The 17,189-nt window shown below is 39.5% G+C and carries 16 protein-coding genes and 2 pseudogenes; 15 read left to right on the top strand and 3 right to left on the bottom strand.

Features of this window, described 5'->3' with window-relative positions; genetic code table 11:
• Nucleotides 1-195: 195 nt before the first annotated feature.
• Nucleotides 196-1,449 (bottom strand): DUF563 domain-containing protein, encoded by a 1,254-nt coding sequence (locus tag KV40_RS00650; protein ID WP_081942701.1) that lies wholly within the window; start codon nucleotides 1,447-1,449, stop codon nucleotides 196-198.
• Nucleotides 1,450-1,844: 395 nt separating this feature from the next.
• Between KV40_RS00650 and KV40_RS00645 the strand changes: the two genes are divergently transcribed.
• The 4 genes and pseudogenes from KV40_RS00645 to KV40_RS37135 all read left to right on the top strand — a co-directional run.
• Nucleotides 1,845-2,915 (top strand): polysaccharide biosynthesis/export family protein, encoded by a 1,071-nt coding sequence (locus KV40_RS00645; RefSeq protein ID WP_081942700.1) that lies wholly within the window; start codon nucleotides 1,845-1,847, stop codon nucleotides 2,913-2,915.
• A 9-nt stretch (nucleotides 2,916-2,924) separates the two neighbouring features.
• The gene (locus KV40_RS00640) at nucleotides 2,925-4,352 is read left to right on the top strand and encodes a hypothetical protein (protein WP_052055220.1); all 1,428 of its coding nucleotides are present in this window, start codon (nucleotides 2,925-2,927) and stop codon (nucleotides 4,350-4,352) included.
• Between the two features lie 24 nt (nucleotides 4,353-4,376).
• A complete protein-coding gene (locus KV40_RS00635) occupies nucleotides 4,377-5,675 on the top strand; it encodes a capsular biosynthesis protein (RefSeq protein WP_052055230.1) in 1,299 nt (432 codons plus the stop codon).
• A 173-nt stretch (nucleotides 5,676-5,848) separates the two neighbouring features.
• A pseudogene (locus KV40_RS37135) lies at nucleotides 5,849-5,965 on the top strand (signal peptidase I); the annotation flags it as partial.
• A 273-nt stretch (nucleotides 5,966-6,238) separates the two neighbouring features.
• Here KV40_RS37135 and KV40_RS35555 read toward each other — a convergent pair.
• Together KV40_RS35555 and KV40_RS00630 are read right to left on the bottom strand one after the other, a co-directional pair.
• Complete coding sequence (locus tag KV40_RS35555) at nucleotides 6,239-6,397, bottom strand: hypothetical protein (protein WP_172657209.1); 159 nt, start codon at nucleotides 6,395-6,397, stop codon at nucleotides 6,239-6,241.
• Nucleotides 6,398-6,743: 346 nt separating this feature from the next.
• On the bottom strand, nucleotides 6,744-7,820 hold the full coding sequence (locus KV40_RS00630; protein WP_052055219.1) for an AI-2E family transporter: 1,077 nt from the start codon (nucleotides 7,818-7,820) through the stop codon (nucleotides 6,744-6,746).
• A 144-nt stretch (nucleotides 7,821-7,964) separates the two neighbouring features.
• Here KV40_RS00630 and KV40_RS00625 point away from each other — a divergent pair, with 144 nt between their 5' ends.
• The 11 genes and pseudogenes from KV40_RS00625 to KV40_RS00575 all read left to right on the top strand — a co-directional run bounded on the left by KV40_RS00625 (nucleotide 7,965) and on the right by KV40_RS00575 (nucleotide 17,160).
• Complete coding sequence (locus KV40_RS00625; protein WP_036476783.1) at nucleotides 7,965-8,237, top strand: GlsB/YeaQ/YmgE family stress response membrane protein; 273 nt, start codon at nucleotides 7,965-7,967, stop codon at nucleotides 8,235-8,237.
• A gap of 624 nt (nucleotides 8,238-8,861) precedes the next feature.
• Nucleotides 8,862-9,821: a hypothetical protein gene (locus tag KV40_RS00620; protein ID WP_156113892.1), complete on the top strand. Its 960-nt coding sequence runs from the start codon at nucleotides 8,862-8,864 to the stop codon at nucleotides 9,819-9,821.
• A 54-nt stretch (nucleotides 9,822-9,875) separates the two neighbouring features.
• On the top strand, nucleotides 9,876-11,294 hold the full coding sequence (locus KV40_RS00615; RefSeq protein WP_036476781.1) for an NAD(P)/FAD-dependent oxidoreductase: 1,419 nt from the start codon (nucleotides 9,876-9,878) through the stop codon (nucleotides 11,292-11,294).
• Nucleotides 11,295-11,297: 3 nt separating this feature from the next.
• Nucleotides 11,298-11,561: a hypothetical protein gene (locus KV40_RS00610; RefSeq protein ID WP_052055217.1), complete on the top strand. Its 264-nt coding sequence runs from the start codon at nucleotides 11,298-11,300 to the stop codon at nucleotides 11,559-11,561.
• A 282-nt stretch (nucleotides 11,562-11,843) separates the two neighbouring features.
• Entirely contained in the window at nucleotides 11,844-12,314 is a 471-nt protein-coding gene (locus tag KV40_RS00605) for a MarR family winged helix-turn-helix transcriptional regulator (RefSeq protein ID WP_036476778.1), read from the top strand.
• Nucleotides 12,315-12,520: 206 nt separating this feature from the next.
• Nucleotides 12,521-13,915: a histidine kinase gene (locus tag KV40_RS00600; RefSeq protein WP_052055216.1), complete on the top strand. Its 1,395-nt coding sequence runs from the start codon at nucleotides 12,521-12,523 to the stop codon at nucleotides 13,913-13,915.
• A 5-nt stretch (nucleotides 13,916-13,920) separates the two neighbouring features.
• Complete coding sequence (locus KV40_RS00595) at nucleotides 13,921-14,553, top strand: response regulator transcription factor (RefSeq protein ID WP_036476776.1); 633 nt, start codon at nucleotides 13,921-13,923, stop codon at nucleotides 14,551-14,553.
• A 234-nt stretch (nucleotides 14,554-14,787) separates the two neighbouring features.
• Nucleotides 14,788-15,153, top strand: a complete 366-nt coding sequence (locus KV40_RS31690) for a hypothetical protein (protein ID WP_052055215.1) — start codon at nucleotides 14,788-14,790, stop codon at nucleotides 15,151-15,153.
• Between the two features lie 11 nt (nucleotides 15,154-15,164).
• Nucleotides 15,165-15,371, top strand: coding sequence for a hypothetical protein (locus KV40_RS00585; protein WP_036476774.1), 207 nt, complete (start codon nucleotides 15,165-15,167; stop codon nucleotides 15,369-15,371).
• 135 nt (nucleotides 15,372-15,506) lie between these two features.
• Nucleotides 15,507-15,974 (top strand): annotated as a pseudogene (locus KV40_RS00580) (alcohol dehydrogenase catalytic domain-containing protein); the annotation flags it as partial.
• A gap of 184 nt (nucleotides 15,975-16,158) precedes the next feature.
• A complete protein-coding gene (locus KV40_RS00575) occupies nucleotides 16,159-17,160 on the top strand; it encodes an NAD(P)-dependent alcohol dehydrogenase (RefSeq protein WP_036476772.1) in 1,002 nt (333 codons plus the stop codon).
• Nucleotides 17,161-17,189: the final 29 nt, after the last annotated feature.

Raw genomic sequence — 17,189 nt, 5'->3', positions numbered from 1 at the left:
TGTTTGATGTTTGTTAAAACGTTTTAAGCTGACGTTTGCTACCACTACCTTTTGCTTTTGGTAGTGGTATTTTTTGGCTCTACTTCATCTATAACATCTTTGACTAGTCCGACATCATCGATCTTAGAGAATATAGACAAGCACGTTTGCATCCATGCAAATGCCTGTTTTCTAATTAGAAGGAGAGGTAATTGCTCACTGCTCATTGTTCATTGGTGAACCCATTAATGCTAAAAGATCGCGTAATTGAGTAATATTGACTACCAAATCTCCATCTTTTTGACGTACTTCTCCTCTGGGAGGTTGGCAACCCAGACAGCCATATTTAAAGCCCATTCCTCTGGCTAGATTGGCAAATTCTCGACCGACATAAGCACCAAATAATTCTAAAATAATTGGATTATCGGCAAAAATGAGATTGGTTAAACCAGCACCGTGAGGGGCAACAATTACTTTAGCCTGGGCGAATAATTTTACTTGTTCTACATAGCTCATTTCTTCTAAAATATAAGTTGCAAATCCCAGTGGTTTTAGAGCTTCTATAACTTCGTTTTCATTAATAATTCGCCTTCCCAGGGCTTTACGTCTGGAGATAAATACTTTAGGAGAAAATAGGCGATCGCACTTTATATTAGTAAGATTACTGAGAATTTTTTGTCTCAGCCATTGGCAGGCATTAACCGAAATTTCTCCGTGTAGATCTTCATAGGAACGGCGAAAAGAAGGAACGATTAATTTATTAACAGTTCGTCTAAAGTCTTGCCAAAAAATTAAATCGGTTTCATCATAACCTAGAAGTTCGAGTGAATCTTTTTGCCACGATCGCAAGTTAGAATTTACAATTAGCTTGGGTTTAATTCCCGTTTGTTGTTGATAGTGTTCGATACCTTCTAGCTGTGTTAGAGTATCTACCGTCCAGTGCCAGAAGTTACTACTCCAAGGATTGGTAAGTATGCAGGCAGTTTCAATTGCTGGCTGTCGATTTTTTTTGCCAAACTGCGAGGCAATTATAGTTTTTATCGAGACATTTTTAGCAATATGAGCTTCAACTGAAGTAAATCTGGGTAGAGTTGTTTCTAAAATTAAGTTTCCTTCGCAATCGAAAGCTACGGGAAAATTACCAATTATTTCTGCTCGTTCTATTTCACATACAAACGGTCTGGCGATTTTTTCTTTCATCGGATATATTCGAGCGGCAATGCGATCGGGAATCGGCTTAAATGTATGAAAATCTCCAAAACTTACCAGTTCTTCTGAGCCGAATTCTTGTAAGTTATATTTTTGACTAGAGATCGATAAGTCATTTCTAGTAATTGCTTTAAAGTTAGATTTTTTTAAATAAAAGCCAAACAGTAATACAGATGCTTTTCTCCAACTATGATAAAATTCTCGATAAATTACTCTAAGTTTTTTATATTTTTTAAAATAAACTTTTAATTGGTTATTCATTACGATCGTCTTTATTAAGTTTAAAAAATTTCGGTCTATCTGCAATCGCTTTTTTTTTGCTACTGTTTTTGTCAAACTATTTAGACTATTTTATTTTTTTAACACGTACTAACTTTTCTGTCATCGAACAGCGTCTCGATTTAAATAAAAATTAGAAAAATGTCTAAAGCTTTTAAAAGATGCTTTATTTTTTGTCAACCGTAAATTTACTATCAAACAACAATGGCAATTAATACGATCGCTTGAAATAGTTAAAAACAGGGTGGTCGAACGAATGTCTGCTAATTTACGATGGACGAGAAGAAAAATCGTATTAAAAAATGGAGTAATTTTAGAATTTTTTTGAAGTAATAAAGATACTTATACTTGGGATTCTAATCGGAGGCTGAAAAGGAATGTCGATCGCCGTAGGGCAAAAATTTAGCTTTAGCGTTTACTTAAGCATGGTTATAACAATCGTGTTTAATGCCACATCGACTATGGCTCTACCTCTTTCGCCTGGCGATCGCCTCGAAGTTTCAATTCCCAATGAACCCTATTTTAGTCGCGTGTATGAGGTCAACGAAGAAGGAAATTTAGAAGTACCTTATCTTGGTGCGATGTCTGTAGCTGGATTAGAACCATCTTATGTCGAACACAAACTCGCCCATGCGTTAGTTAATAGAGGTTTTTTTCCGCCCAATACTTTGCAAATGACAATTCAGGTAATTGAATGGTCGCAAATAACAGTAAACATAGCGGGAGAAGTGTTTCAACCAGGAGCAATTCAAATCAATCTTCCTTATTATCCCGAAGAATCGGCAGTATCTCCCGATGCCAATCAAATTACGGGAGAATTTCCCTATCGCAGAAATTTGACAGATGCTCTTGAGGCAGCAGGCGGAGTACTACCTACTGCCAATGTCAAAAAAATTCGCTTAATTCGCAATGGCAAAGAACGAGTTTTCGATCTTTCTGGTGCGTTGACGGGGGAACCAATTGAAAATTTACCTTTAATTGCAGGCGATCGCATTATCGTTCCTGGTGCCGATCGGTTTCAAGCTGAGTTAGTTCGCCCTTCTGCTATTACCCGTGCTGGGATGAAAGTTTTCGTTTCTAACTTGACCATTCCTTCTACCAGTAACGCCACTTCATCGATTAACAACATGGAAGAAGGGATTACTTTTCCCTATGGCGCACGTTTTAGTCAGGCGGTGATTGCCACTAACTGCGCTGGTGGTACTGATGCTACGAATGCCCATCGTCGGGCAATTTTAGTAAGGGTAGATCGCCTAACTGGGGAAACAACGCACATGGATCGGGGGGTAGAAGAACTGCTGCGTAATTCACACGACAATGACGATAATCCTTTATTGATGCCTAAAGATGGTGTAGCCTGCTATGACTCTGCCGTAACTAACGTCAGAGATGTTTTTCAATTCCTGGGTGATATTTTCACTCCTATAAAAGACATATTTTTGCCGTAGCAAATGTTTATGCCATCATCATCCGAATCCTTAGTTACTATCAAAAACAAGAAAACCAGCAGAAATCAACTTTTATGGCGTTGGCTGAGATATTTACTGGTAGGCGCGATTTGTAATGGTGCTGTCTGGGGACTGGCACTTTCTTATCTCAAAAAAACTCCTCTAACTTTTACTAGCGATTCTGTAATTCATGTAGCTGGCGGTTCTCCTGGGGTTAGCGTCAATCTACCCAGTATCGGGCAAGCAAATACATCTAGCGGTACATCTTTTGGCGCGCATTCCGATCCTCGCGAAAACTACAAGCTAATGATGACTAGCGAGACAGTATTAGAAACGGCTGCCCAATCTTTAGATATACCTAAGTCTGAGTTTGGTCAACCAAATGTCGAGTTGATTAACAATACTACCCTGTTAAAAATAGAAATTGGTGCTAAAAGTCCCGAAGTTGCCGAAGATAAAGTTTGGGCACTCTATCAAGCTTTTTATAAACGACTGAATGTCTTGCGGTCGCAAGAACAAGAAGAACGCGATCGAGCAGTTCAACAAGCTTTAGAAGATACTCGCGTTAAATTAACCGAAGCGCAAAACAAGCTATCTGATTACAAGTTAGAATCGGGATTTAATTCTTCCGATCAAATAAAAGATTTAATCGGCAACATAGGTAATTTACAAAACCAGTTAATCGAAGAGACTGCAAAATATCGGCAGGTAAACGATAGCTTACAACAGTTATCTACTACTTTAGATTTATCACCACAAAAGGCAGCCGATGCTTTGGTTTTACAAACCGACAGAGTATTTCAACAACTTTTAAGCGAATACACTGAGGCTACGACGCTATTAACCAATCTTTTACCCAGTCGCGGACCAAACTATCCCGACGTAATTGAGGCCAGGCGAGAACGGCAAGCCGCTTTAAAAGCCTTACTAGCAAGAGGACAAGAGTTATTAGGTATCCCAATAGAGCAACTCAGCTTAGAACGTTTGAATTTAGATAATAGCAATGGTTCGGGAGTCAAACGGGGCGATCTATTCGTACAGTTAGTAACCATGAATGCAGAGCTAGAAGGACTAGATGGTCAGATAAAAACTCTTAAAGAACAACTCAACAACTTGGAGGCAGAATTAAATATTCTAACCAAAAAAGAAACTATTCACGACAACCTAGACCGCGATTTACAAATAGCTCAGGCAGTATTTGCTTCGACTCTCACCAAAATCGATCTTAGTAAAGGCGATCCTTTTGCCTCCTTCCCCATGATTCAAATTATTGAAGAACCGACTCTACCAGAAGAACCTAGTGCGCCAAAACCCAAACTGGTAATGGCTGGAGCGTTTATCGGTTCGCTATTTGTAAGTGCGGGATTGACTCTGCTGTGGTGGCGTGAACCCCTATTAAAAATTTCCAAACAAATCGTTAAAAAAGCGATCGAATAGTTCTTTCTGGAGTGTAGTAAAGTGATTTTTTCCAAAGAGATTCAACCGCAAAATTTTCCCGAACGAGTAGTTTGGTATTCAATGACCTGGACGTATTTTTCTTTTCTTCTCGGTGCAACTTACGTTGTTGGTTCGGTAGTCGCCTGGATTTTATTTTTCTATCTGTTACTCAAACTTTGGCTGCAAGATGAATATACTTCCGAAGCTGAAAGAATTACCATTCCCTGGATTACCTGGGTTTGGATTATCGGTATGTTGATGATGGAAGTGGCTTTAATTTTTGGGCATTTAGACTACAATCTTCCTACTTCCCAAATTATTAAATCTTCTATTGGTTGGGCAAAAGGTTGGGCATTAATTGCCCTTTATCCTCTGGCGGGCTGTCTGAATATAAGACCGCAAATAATTTATCGTGCTGCCTGCGTTATTTGTTTTCATACTTTGGTAATTTCACCGCTACTAATCCTCGCACCAATCTTAGGGTTGCCAGAAACCTTATATGTTTCTCCCCTTAAAGCCGTAGGTGCAGGACTAGGTCCAATCTTTTTTGATGTTTCTTTATATGCAGTTGATTTTGACGGACAAATACGGCAACGTCTATTTACTCCCTGGGGACCTGCCCTCGGTTTTGTAGCTAACGTTTATTTTACTCTGGCAGTGCGAGAAAAAGATAAAAAGTGGCGTTGGTATGGAATTATTGGTGCGATTTATCTTTCGCAAATTTGTAAATCCCGTTTGGCACAGGTATGTATTCTCAGTACGCCGATCTTTATTTTTGTACTGTCGCGGTTAATCCGTCCTTATATGCTAATGCTGATGGGTGGGGCTAGCGTCGCCGTCGGCATTCTCGCTACCAACATAATGAACGCTATAGCAGCTTTCTGGAAAAATTTTAAAGCCCAGAGAGCGGCATCGAGTAGGGTTCGTGCGGCATTAAAAGAAATTGCCTTCTATCGAGCCGAAACCGAAGCACCGATTTGGGGTCATGGCATATTGCAAATGGGTCCTCACGTAGTCGAATTTATGCCTATAGGCTCTCATCATACCTGGGCAGGTCTGGCTTTTGTTAAAGGAGCGGTTGGTTTTTATTCTTTGGCTATTCCGATGTTTGTAGGTTTTTTATTCTTATTAGTTAAAGCGCAAAATAACAAAGATGCAGGAACGGCGTTAGCTATTTTGTTTATTTTATTCCTCTATACTTTCGGAGAAAATTTGGAAATTCTGGCCTATCTTTATTGGCCTGGATTGATAATGATCGGTATTGGATTCAGGAAAAGTAAGACCGAGCAAAGCTCAAACAGTATAGTTTCTGAATCTGCTTAAAATTGTATTTTGTTTTAAAGTGTCAATTACAATCAAGATAAAATAAAAAGCCTGGCTTTAGTCAATTTGATAGCACGATAGCTTAGATTTATGTAATTTTTCTTATAATTATGTTATTAACTAAAAAAACAAACAAAAATTGTCAATCTCAATCAGAAAATATTTGGTTTTAAATTTTTAAGATTTTAAGTCTTAGTTTATTTCTAGCTTTGGGTATTCGCACCTTTGTTGCTGAAGCGCGTTACCTTCTTTCTGAATTGATGTTGCCTACGCTACAAATTAACGATCGCCCTGTCGATCTATTAAAAGGTCATAGGTAATTATAAATATAAAAATTAAAACAACAACTGCAACAACTTTTTGTGCTAAGTAAACATTTTAATGGTGTATTTTATCCGTACAATCATAGTTGGTCTATTTGCTAAATTTTCAGATTGAGTTTAATACGGCTAGTATTGATGAAATTGCATTGCAAAACGAAATAAGGTCTTCGTTACCGAAGACCTTAAAAAGGTTATTATTAAATCTCAATTGTGAATAGATTTAAGCTATGAGGGAGTTTTTTAAGTATAAATGCTACGCTTTCTTTTTTTCTGAGTAATTGTACCTGAAAAAGGTTGGATACCAACTGCTGGATAGTCGTCGTGACTAGGACCAAACAATTCTAAGAAAGCTTCGGCAAAATACTCTGTAATCCGTCGAACATTAGAGGAAATAATCATTTTTTCTGCTCTTTTAACTGAATTGTTTAAACTTAAACATTCTCTATGTCAGTCCTATCCCAAAGCTGTGACGATGTTGTGTCGGCAAAATACTGCCATTTTCAGTTGAATAGAATACAACTAATAATCTTTTTTCTCCTGTCTCTTGTATTCTCTGCAATACTGAAGTGTGTCTACCCAATCAAAAACTGTTGTAAATTTTTTGTTATGGCTTTGCCATTTTAGATTTGAAAAATTGCTTGTAAATAGAAACTTTTCCCTATATAGACTGTATTTATCAAAATAAAGCCGCTCAAAATTTCTTTTTAACTAACAGCGCACTTTGGTAATAGCCTTTTCTACCTATCTAAACCGATGGCGGTTGAGTTGGAAACGATTCTGGATTTGGCTTGGAGGTAAGTTCATCAAAAAACGTCATAACTACGACCGCAGCAGGTATGGCAAAAACAACCCCAATCAAACCTAACAATTGACCCATGACCAAAACTGCAATAATCACGGCAATTGGATGCAGATTTACTTGTTGCCCGACCACGATAGGTTGAAAAATATGAGCGTCAATTTGGTTGAGCAGTAAAAATAAAACTAACACCAGAACTAACTTCAACGGTGAGATAGTAAAAGCTACCAACGCTGGCAAAAATCCGCCAGCAAAACTACCAATATAAGGAATAACTTCAAACAAACCAGCAATTAAACCAAAGGGCAAGGGCAAAGGAATGCCCAAAATCCAAAGTCCTATTGTCACACCTACACCGAGAAACAGCATTGCTAGTAATGTACCGCTCATCCAGCCTTGAAGACGCAATCTAATACTTTTAAATAAATGCCGTACCTGCTGATGATGTTGGCGTGGTATGAGTCGTAACAAGCCGCCAGAGAGAAAATTGGGATCGTAAGTAATATAAAGAGCCAAAATTATGGTAGCAAAAGCTTCGATTGTAATACCAAAAGCTTGTTCGAGCAATCGAGGGAGTCCTGTTAATAGTCCATAAACAAAATCATTAAGTCGGGCAATTTCTTGAGAAATATCGGGAACGAAATTAAACCGAGCGTGAAGATGTTGCGATTTTTGAGTCAAACTATTTAAATACGCCGGTAAATCGGTAGAAAGCTGCTGCAATTCTTTTAACAAATCGGGGATAATGACAATTGGTATCAGCACGCTTACGCTAAAAATGCAGAACGCTAAAACCAAAACTGCCAACCACCGTTGTTTAATCACTCTATGTATACCATTAAGAAGCGTTTGTAGAATCAGCGACAATAAAATAGCGATTGCAATTAGTTCTAAAACCGAGCGCAGTTGATAGACAATCAAAAGAGAGAGCACCAATAAAACTGCCAGAGGTGCGCCTTCAGTCAGCTTGTCTTTTAAAGAACGCGATGAAGCGTATCCTTCAGGCAATCGCTTTTGAGTCATAGTTCAATTTTTGCCTCAGATATTGATAACCATAATTGTCCAATACCACTAACCGAAACAGAAGTTTTACAGCTTTGACACAATTCTGACACAGCCAATTTTTATACTGCGAGCGTGAGTAAAATTAATTCACATAGATGAAAAATGAATCTTTTATCTTGGCTCTGTTTGGGACTAATCGCTGGCGTTATTGCTAAATTTATCGCTCCTAATACTAACACTGGTGTAACTATAGGAAGCTTGATGTTTGGAATTATTGGTGCTTTTTCAGGTGGTAGCTTTGCCATTTTTTATCTCACGGGACATTTAGTATTAACGACAAATCACTTCAGCATTCTGGGTGTCTCTTTAGCCATTTTAGGAGCGAGTGTAGCTGTGTTTCTCTGGCAAGTTATTATTCGTAGTTCATATTCATAGTAATAATTTATTAGTAACAATTAAAAATTATGCTACCACCTTTTTTATTCTTTGGATTTTTAAGCTTGCACATTTTGTTTGCCTTATTGGTTCTGACTTTTTTATTCCCCGACAGTGATGCTGCCGATGAAGATTAACTTTTTATATTTTTTTATTTACAGCAATTTTTAGTTGGATGAGGTATACTTTGGATTAGTCAAGTACTAGGTACTAAAGGTACAGCAATTATCGTTTAGTCTAAATTTGTACTTAATTAATATGAAAATTATTGTAGGAATGTAATAACGACATAATTACAACTTACAATTTTCCACAACAAAAAATTGATATACACCTGACATACAATTATTGCATTTTGTTGGCAACTTTAGAAAGTTTTTGTTTAAACTTATAAAGGATATAAACAAACAATTCTTATATAATTCTGAAAATATTTAGCATTTTTGTTATTTTTAATTTAAAACTTTATTTAATTAAAATGTAAATGTCATAATCTTTATTTTGACTGCTATATTTCGCACTTTGCTCAAAACTTTAACAGCATTGACACCAATTTGTCATCAAACTGACACTAATACTGTCTATATTCTAAATATTCAATCATAAAAGACAATTTTTAGATAAATGATGACAAAACAATATAAAGCTGTAGGTGCTTTTCATACCCGTAGAGATACAGAAACAGCACTTAGATATTTAATCAAACAACACGGCTTTCCTATAGATAATGTATCTGTTATTGCCCAACATCGCGAACGAGGCGATATTAATGATATTGATGACTTGGATGACGAGATCATAGAACATAGCAAAAACAATTCTACAGGCATAACAACTAGTGTGGTAACTGGCGGTATGGTAGGTGGATTGACTGGATTGCTAGTTGGTTTGGGAACTATAGCTATCCCTGGTATCGGATCGATTATATTAGCTGGTGCTACAGCTACGGCGATTGCTACTACTGTTGCTGGCAGTGCTATTGGCGCGGTTACTGGTAGTTTGGTTGGTGCGTTAGTCAGTTTGGACATTCCGAAAGACAGAACTAAAGCCGATCGCGCTATGGTAGCTGAGGGTGGTTTTTTGGTTGTCGTCGAAGGTACGGTAGAAGAAATTCAAATTGCAGAAGAAAAATTAAACCAGCATGAAATTGAGGAATGGGAAGTTTATGATGCTGGTTCTACCGAAACAATAGAAGAACCTATCGAAAATCATCACCTACGCATTATGGGAGCTTTTCCCAATCTCTACCAAGCTAAAACTGCGCTCATCGACTTGGTTAATATAAGCTATCCCTTAGAGCGAGTTACTCTATTTATCAACGATGACGATCGCCATGATTGGTTTCCCAGTCTTAAAGTTTGCGATCGCCTCGACTATAGCTTTTCTCGCCTTCCAGAAACCAAAAAATTATTCTTTCAAGATTGTTTCGCTCTCGGTCAATATATTTTAGTAGTAGAAGGTACTGAATCGGAAATTTATCGTGCAAAAACTATTTTAAAACAACATCAAATAGAGGGATTTTATACTTTAAATTCTCCCGTTCGAGAGCTGCGTACAGAAAATTTACCAGTAATCAATTTTTGACCTATCGCTTTTTTCTAAAATAAACTATAGGTCTGTCTTTTAATTCTCAACTAAATGAACAATTCAACCGCTCCTACTATTATCGTCGGCGGAGGCTTTGTCGGTCTTTTTACTGCTTTGCATTTGAGCCATCGTCATTACTCTAATCCCGTAACTCTTATCGATCCTCAAGAACGTTTTGTATTTAAACCTTTGTTGTATGAATACCTAACGGGAGAAATGCAGGACGAACAAGTGCTTCCTCGCTACGAAGAACTGTTAGAAGGCAGTAAGGTAAATTTTGTACGAGACAAAGTTAATAGCATCAACTTAGAAGAGTGTCGAGTAGAATTAGCTTCGGGTCTGCATTACAACTATCGCTATCTGGTGTTGGGAGTAGGAAGTACGCAGGGTTATTTTGGTACGGAAGGAGCAGAAAAAAATGCTTTCTCGTTTCGGACTCAGAAAGATGCGATAAGGTTGGAAGAACATTTGAGAGAATGCTTACAACAAGCTAGCCAGACTGAAGATGCCGAGGAACGACGTAGCTTACTTACGTTTGTAGTAACGGGGGCTGGTCCTTCGGGCGTAGAAATGGCGGCAACTTTAGCAGACTTGTTACCTAATTGGTATCTTAAGTTAGGAGGCAATATTCGAGACATTCGCATTATTTTGGTCAATCATGGAACGGAAATTTTAGCGGGAGATGTTAATGCTCATCTTCGAGAAACTGCCCTTAACGCTCTAAACAGCCGCACCATACCCGTAGAACTACTCTTAGGAGTAAAAGTAACTGCAGTAGATTTAGACGGTTTGCAGTATCAGGCTAAAGATAAAAATGAAGTAGAAACATTATCTACCCACACTACAATTTGGACGGCAGGTACGGCAACTAACCCTTTAATTGAATCTCTTACGCAGATTGCAGACGAAAATAAAGACAAGCACGGCTTACCTTTAGTAACCCCTACTTTGCAATTACCTGATTTTCCTGAAGTATTTGCTGCTGGAGACTGTGCGGTAGTCAAAGAACATTCCTTCCCTCCAGTCGCTCAAATTGCTTATCAACAAGGAGCGGAAATTGCTCGTAATTTGATTGCTTTATCTCAAGGTAAGGAACTCCATCCCGTTAATGCAACCATGCGAGGAACGCTGATGAAACTGGGAATAAACAATGGGGTTGCAAACCTATTCGACAAAATTCAAATTAATGGTAAGACAGGAGATTTAATTCGCAACGGTACTTATTTAGAACTGCTACCTACACCAGTTCATAATTTTAAGGCAACTACAGATTGGTTGACAGACGAAATCTTTCACCGCTATCACTCACCAAAACCGATCGCAACTCAGAGAAAAAATCGAACTGCTACTTGGATTGGCGGTACGATCGCGGCGATCGCCTTAATTGCTGGAGCGGTTGCACTATGGCGTATGACTCAACCTTCTCCTCAGCCACAACCAACTCAAGAACAAAATTCCCTCGAACAATAAATCGTGTTTTTTGATTTTAAAAGCCAAGAGGCATTAACCCTATCACCGAGACAGCAAATAATCGTTCAAATCAAACAGCCGTCAGAGCGCTCGCAACGAGATCCTTTAATTGATTATAGTGCGGAGCATTTAATCGATTTTGGCGTGGTTTTACTAGCTGTTACTGTTATTCTCATTATCGGTATGCTTAGCAAGCAGATGGAAATAGCCATTTTGTTTGCTTTAGCATTATCTACTTGTTTGATAATTGTTTTGTGGAGTATTTAGAAAAGCAAACTTAAGTTTTATTTATACTAATTTTTTCTACCGTCACATAATCGACATAGCTCCGACATTTCAACTGTTTAGTTTGTAGATAGTAAGAGTTGTAGAGAAATTAAACATGAAATGGACTGTTTGGGTAATAAAAACATACATCTTAGATGCTTTGCTGCTGTCGGTTGCTTTGGTCTGCATTGAAGAACTAATTCGTTATAGCCAATAGTTCTCGTCTGGAAAAAATTGACTTAAGTTGCCATAATAATATTACGTATCCTAAGTATTTGGTAAATGCCAACTGAGTCAGCTAATTTTAATTTAAATTCTCAACAATACAAACAAGTTACAGCTCCACAGAGTATAGGCTATCGCATCAAGCTACTATCGCAGTTGATGGCACGTAATTTTCAAGATAGATTAGAACCTTTGGGACTAACCCCTTTTCACTGGGTGGTGTTGTGTTGCCTTTGGTCGGAAGACGGTCTGGCAACTTCTGCAATAAGTGAAAAGCTGCAACAGGTGGGGGGAACCCTAACAGGTGTTTTAGATCGTATGGAAGAAAGAGGCTTAATTCGACGCGAACGCGATCGCTGCGATCGGCGGATGGTGAGAATTTGGCTTACGGATACAGGCAGAGAACTAGAAACTGTTTTGCCTCCTATTGCTTTAGAAATGCGCGAACGAGTCATGGCAGGGTTTACCGATAGCGAACGGAAGCAGTTTTCCCAATTAGTAGATCGCGCGATCGCCAATTTATCATAGCTCGCTAGATACCGAGCGATTTCGATCGAATCTATACATTCAAAACGTAATTTTTTGTTGAGTGTTGCGTAAAATATAATAATTTATTATTTTAATTCAGTTCTGGTTCTACTAGTCGAGGTGTTATCTGTTGTAAATAGCGATCGAGTATACCGTCGTATTCAGCATTCAAGCCTGTCGGTCTAGCTTCTCAAAAAAGTAAGAGCATGAATACGATTAGCTCGGACATAAAACATTACTTTGTGGCAATATCGTCGATCGCGATCGCCTTACTTCTCACACTAGCGATCGAGAATTTATTCGAGCGTTCTTTGGTTGCACCGTTTTTGGCTGCTGTAGCTATTACCTCCTGGTATGGAGGAATGAAACCAGGGAATGTCTCGGTTATCTTAGCAACTATTGCCTGCAATTACTTTATTTTTGCTCCACTCGATTCGATTAACACTGGAACTGCTGCTAGCTTGGTTCGCAACGCCCAGTTTATTCTCGTAGCTTATGCAATCTGCTATCTTACTGGAAAATTGAGATTTACGACTCAAAGTCTAACTCGCACAAATCAAAAATTGGAGAGGGAAATTCAAGAACGCATCAAGGCAGAAACAGCCCTCAAAACCTCGCAAACAGAACTTTATGCTCTATTTTCGGCAATTCCCGATCCGCTTTTTGTTATCGATGCTGAAGGATGTATCTTAAACGCAAATCTCATTTCCTCAAAGAAAAGTTATCGCCCGATTGACGAACGAGTAAATTATACATTAGACGAAATCTTTGGAGATCTAGAAGCAAATAGATTTCTCGGTTGTATCCAACAAGCGTTACAGACTCAACAAATCGTGAAGGCTGAGTACAGTTTAAAAATCGAGGAGCGAGAAACCTGGTTTTGTGCTCGCATTTCACCCATCTCAGAAAAGATGGTTATTTGGTTGGCAAGAGATATTAGCGAACGGCGTAACGCCGAGCTACGCGAACGCAAACGTGCTGAAGCAGCGTTAATTTTAGACGAACGTAACCGTATGGCACGAGAAATTCACGATACTTTAGCTCAATCTTTTACAGGTATTCTCGTTCAAGTTGGAGCGGCAACGCAGGTACTCGCATACGATTTAGAAGCAACTCAGGCACATCTAGATACGATTGATGAGTTGGCACGAACTGGACTGATTGAAGCACAGCGTTCGGTGGCGGCACTTCGTCCTCAGTTGTTAGAGCAAGGTAATTTATCTAGTGCTCTGCTGCGTATGGTCACTCAAATGAGAGCCGTTACCGATATCGCTCTTATCTACGAAATTAAAGGCAAGGCTTATTCTCTATCTGTTGAAGTTGAGAATAACATTCTACGGATGGGTCAAGAGGCTTTAACCAACGCTATCAAACATGCCGATGCCGATGAAATTAGGATCGATCTAGCTTACGAAGACATGCAATGTATTTTACGCGTCAAAGACGATGGGCGTGGTTTTGGAGTTGCCAATATTTCATCTTTAAATGGATTTGGCTTATTAGGGATGAGCGAGCGAGCAGAAAGTATTGGAGCACAACTGACAATTCAAAGCCAACCAGGACGAGGAACAGAAATTATGGTTGCAATTAATAAAGAGTAAAAATTATGCAGAGCCAAACTACACCAATTCGCGTACTAATTGCCGACGATCACTCTATTGTCAGACAAGGGTTAGTCACCATTATTAACCGCGATCCGCAAATGAGCGCGATCGCCCAAGCGGAAGATGGTAAACAGGCAGTATCCCTGTTTCGCGAACATCAGCCCAATGTAACGCTAATGGATTTGAGAATGCCACAGATGGGAGGAGTTGAAGCTATTACCGCTATTCGCGCTGAGTTCAAACAGGCTCGAATTATAATACTAACGACTTACAACACTGATGAGGACATCTATTGCGGTTTGCAAGCAGGTGCTCAAGGATATCTACTCAAGAGTGCCAAGCCAACGGAGTTGCTAAACGCGATTCGCATAATTTATAGCGGTCAGAAGTATGTTCCGCCAGAAGTAGGTGCCAAGCTGGTACAGCGCATGAGCAATCCAAAATTGAGCGAACGAGAGCTAGAAGTATTACGTTTGATGGCGCAGGGAATGAGTAATCTAGACATTGCTAAAGCTTTAGTTATTGGCGAAAGTACCGTTAAATCTCACGTCAATCGGATTTTAAGCAAATTAGCAGTCAACGATCGCACTCAAGCCGTAATAGTGGCTGCCAAACGAGGAATTGTCAGTTTGTGAGCTAAATTTATATCCAACTTAGGTTTGAACTAGCCTTCCGCTTTAAGCAGGACAGTTCCATCGCTCTCATTATCGAGCAAAATTATCAACTCTATGTGGACGACAAGTTCTGGTCGATTGCCTATATTAAATTTAGACAAACTTAAATAGCAATTGAGCTGCATAGTTTGATTTCCCTCGATACAGACAATCTATACATACCTACGCTAGATCGTATTCAAAGGAGTTTTTACTGTGAAAAAAATAATTTTTTCTGGTTTGGCAACGGCAACCATACTATTATTTAACGCTACTGCAACGAGTACCAAAGCTCAAGGATTGGAAAACGCAACCGACAGAGTCCAGCAAGGATCGGAATATAGTGAAAAGCGCATCAGCCCATTTTCTTTAGTTAGTGCTGCCTATAGAGGTAGATTTGAAAACTGGAATATTCCAGGCTACGAACGATTGGAAAGCAGTTATCAAAATAACAAAGTAACTGCCAAAGATCTGGTAAATGCGGGGATTGAAGCGGGAGAGCTATCACCACAAGCAGCTAACGATGAAGGATACATCAATAGTGTAGATGCACAACTTAACGATCTGAGTGTAAGCGAATAGAGGATAGGTTTATGTCATTTGTTTCATTATCGTCCCCAAATGATTTTCAGCCTGCTGAGTCTTCTGAAATTGAGCTTTTTGATGATACCTCTGTGAATCATGCACTCATTGCTGTTGCATTAGAGGTTGCCAAGCTGCTCGAACGAGTTAATTTTTCAGAAGTTGACAGCAGTAATGATAAGTGCAAAAAAGTAGTTTCCATCCATGGCTATAGTTGATGGCGACTGGATACATACTTACTTATGTTCTATTTGCTAAGAGCATTGCTTAACACTAGCGTGACTTCAGGTGTTGAGTTTTACATGGGTCGTAAGTCATTTTACGACAATTATTTTTTGCAGGAGAGCAAAACGATGAAAGCTGTCGGTTTAACTCAGTATTTACCAATCGAAAACGATAATAGCTTGCAAGATCTTGAAATCGAGCGACCCGTAGCTGGCGGTCATGACCTATTGGTAGCAGTTAAAGCAATTTCAGTTAACCCTGTGGATACGAAAGTTCGTAGTCCTAAAGATAAAACTGAAGCTCAACCCCGAATTTTAGGTTGGGATGCCGCTGGGGTAGTTGCAGAAGTAGGGGAAAAGGTAACGAAGTTTAAACCTGGAGATGAAGTTTATTATGCAGGTGATATTACCCGCTCTGGCAGCAATAGTGAATTTCAGTTGGTAGACGAACGAATTGTCGGACACAAACCTGAGAATTTAAACTTTGCTTCAGCAGCAGCTTTGCCTCTAACCACTATTACCGCCTGGGAAGCTCTCTTCGAGCGATTGAACATTAGCAAAGATGGGGCAGATGCAGGTAAGTCCATTTTAATCATTAGTTGTAAATAGTCAGGTTGATTCCGCACCCACATTAAGTCCTATAGATTTGGAAAAAATTATTGCTACCGCACCTAAGTATGGGATTGAAATTACTCCGCTCTCTTCTGTTGAGTAAGACAAGTTAATTACTCAATCCGAACTTTACGTAACACAAAAATTTAGCCTGTTTATTGAGGTATATATGACAATTAAAGCTTATGCAGCCTACGAACCAGGCGGAACTCTCAAACCCTTTGAATACGATCCTGGTTCTCTTGGCAGAGATCGAGTCGAAATCGACGTTGAGTTCTGCGGAATTTGTCACAGTGACTTGAGCATGTTGGACAATAAGTGGGGTATGACTGAATACCCATTCGTACCAGGACACGAAGTAGTTGGCACTATTGCCGCCGTAGGAGAACTCGTCAGCGAAATTAAAGTTGGACAACGGGTAGGACTAGGATGGTTTGCTGGCTCCTGTATGCATTGCGAATGGTGTATGTCGGGCAATCATAACCTATGCCGAACGGCAGAAGCGACTATTATCGGTCGGCATGGAGGATTTGCCAACAAAGTTCGCGCCCACTGGAGTTGGGTATTTCCCCTCCCAGAAGCTAGCGATCCTGCTACGGCAGGTCCGATGTTTTGCGGCGGCATTACCGTTTTTAATCCAGTCGTTCAACTCAACGTTAAGCCTACAGACCGCGTTGGGGTAATTGGTATCGGCGGACTCGGTCATTTAGCCCTGCGTTTTCTCCACGCCTGGGGGTGCGACGTTACTGCTTTTTCGACTAGTCCAGATAAAGAAGAGGAAGCCCGACAGCTTGGTGCGAACCACTTTGTCAACTCTCGCGATCCTAATGCCCTCGAAAAGTTAGCTAATTCTTTTGACCTAATTCTCTCAACCGTTGGTGTCGATCTCGATTGGCAGCTTTACATTGCTGCTTTACGTCCTAAAGGTCGGCTACATCTAGTGGGAATTGCTTCTGAAGTTTCTAGTCAAGTTTTTCCGCTAATAGATGGTCAAAAGTCCATTTCTGCAACTCCCTTGGGTAGCCCGACAACTACCGTCAAGATGATAAATTTTGCTGCCCGTCATGGTATCGAGCCAATTACCGAAATGTTTCCCTTCGATCGCGTCAATGAAGCCATGGAAAAACTTCGCAACGGCAAACCGCGATATCGTTTGGTACTAAAGCACTAACCAAAAACCGATTGACGGCAGATAACCAA

It is taken from the genome of Myxosarcina sp. GI1, from assembly GCF_000756305.1.
In the GTDB taxonomy this organism is placed as follows: domain Bacteria; phylum Cyanobacteriota; class Cyanobacteriia; order Cyanobacteriales; family Xenococcaceae; genus Myxosarcina.
Note: the sequence above shows the minus strand (reverse complement) of the source record. Positions and strands in the feature narration are given on the sequence as shown.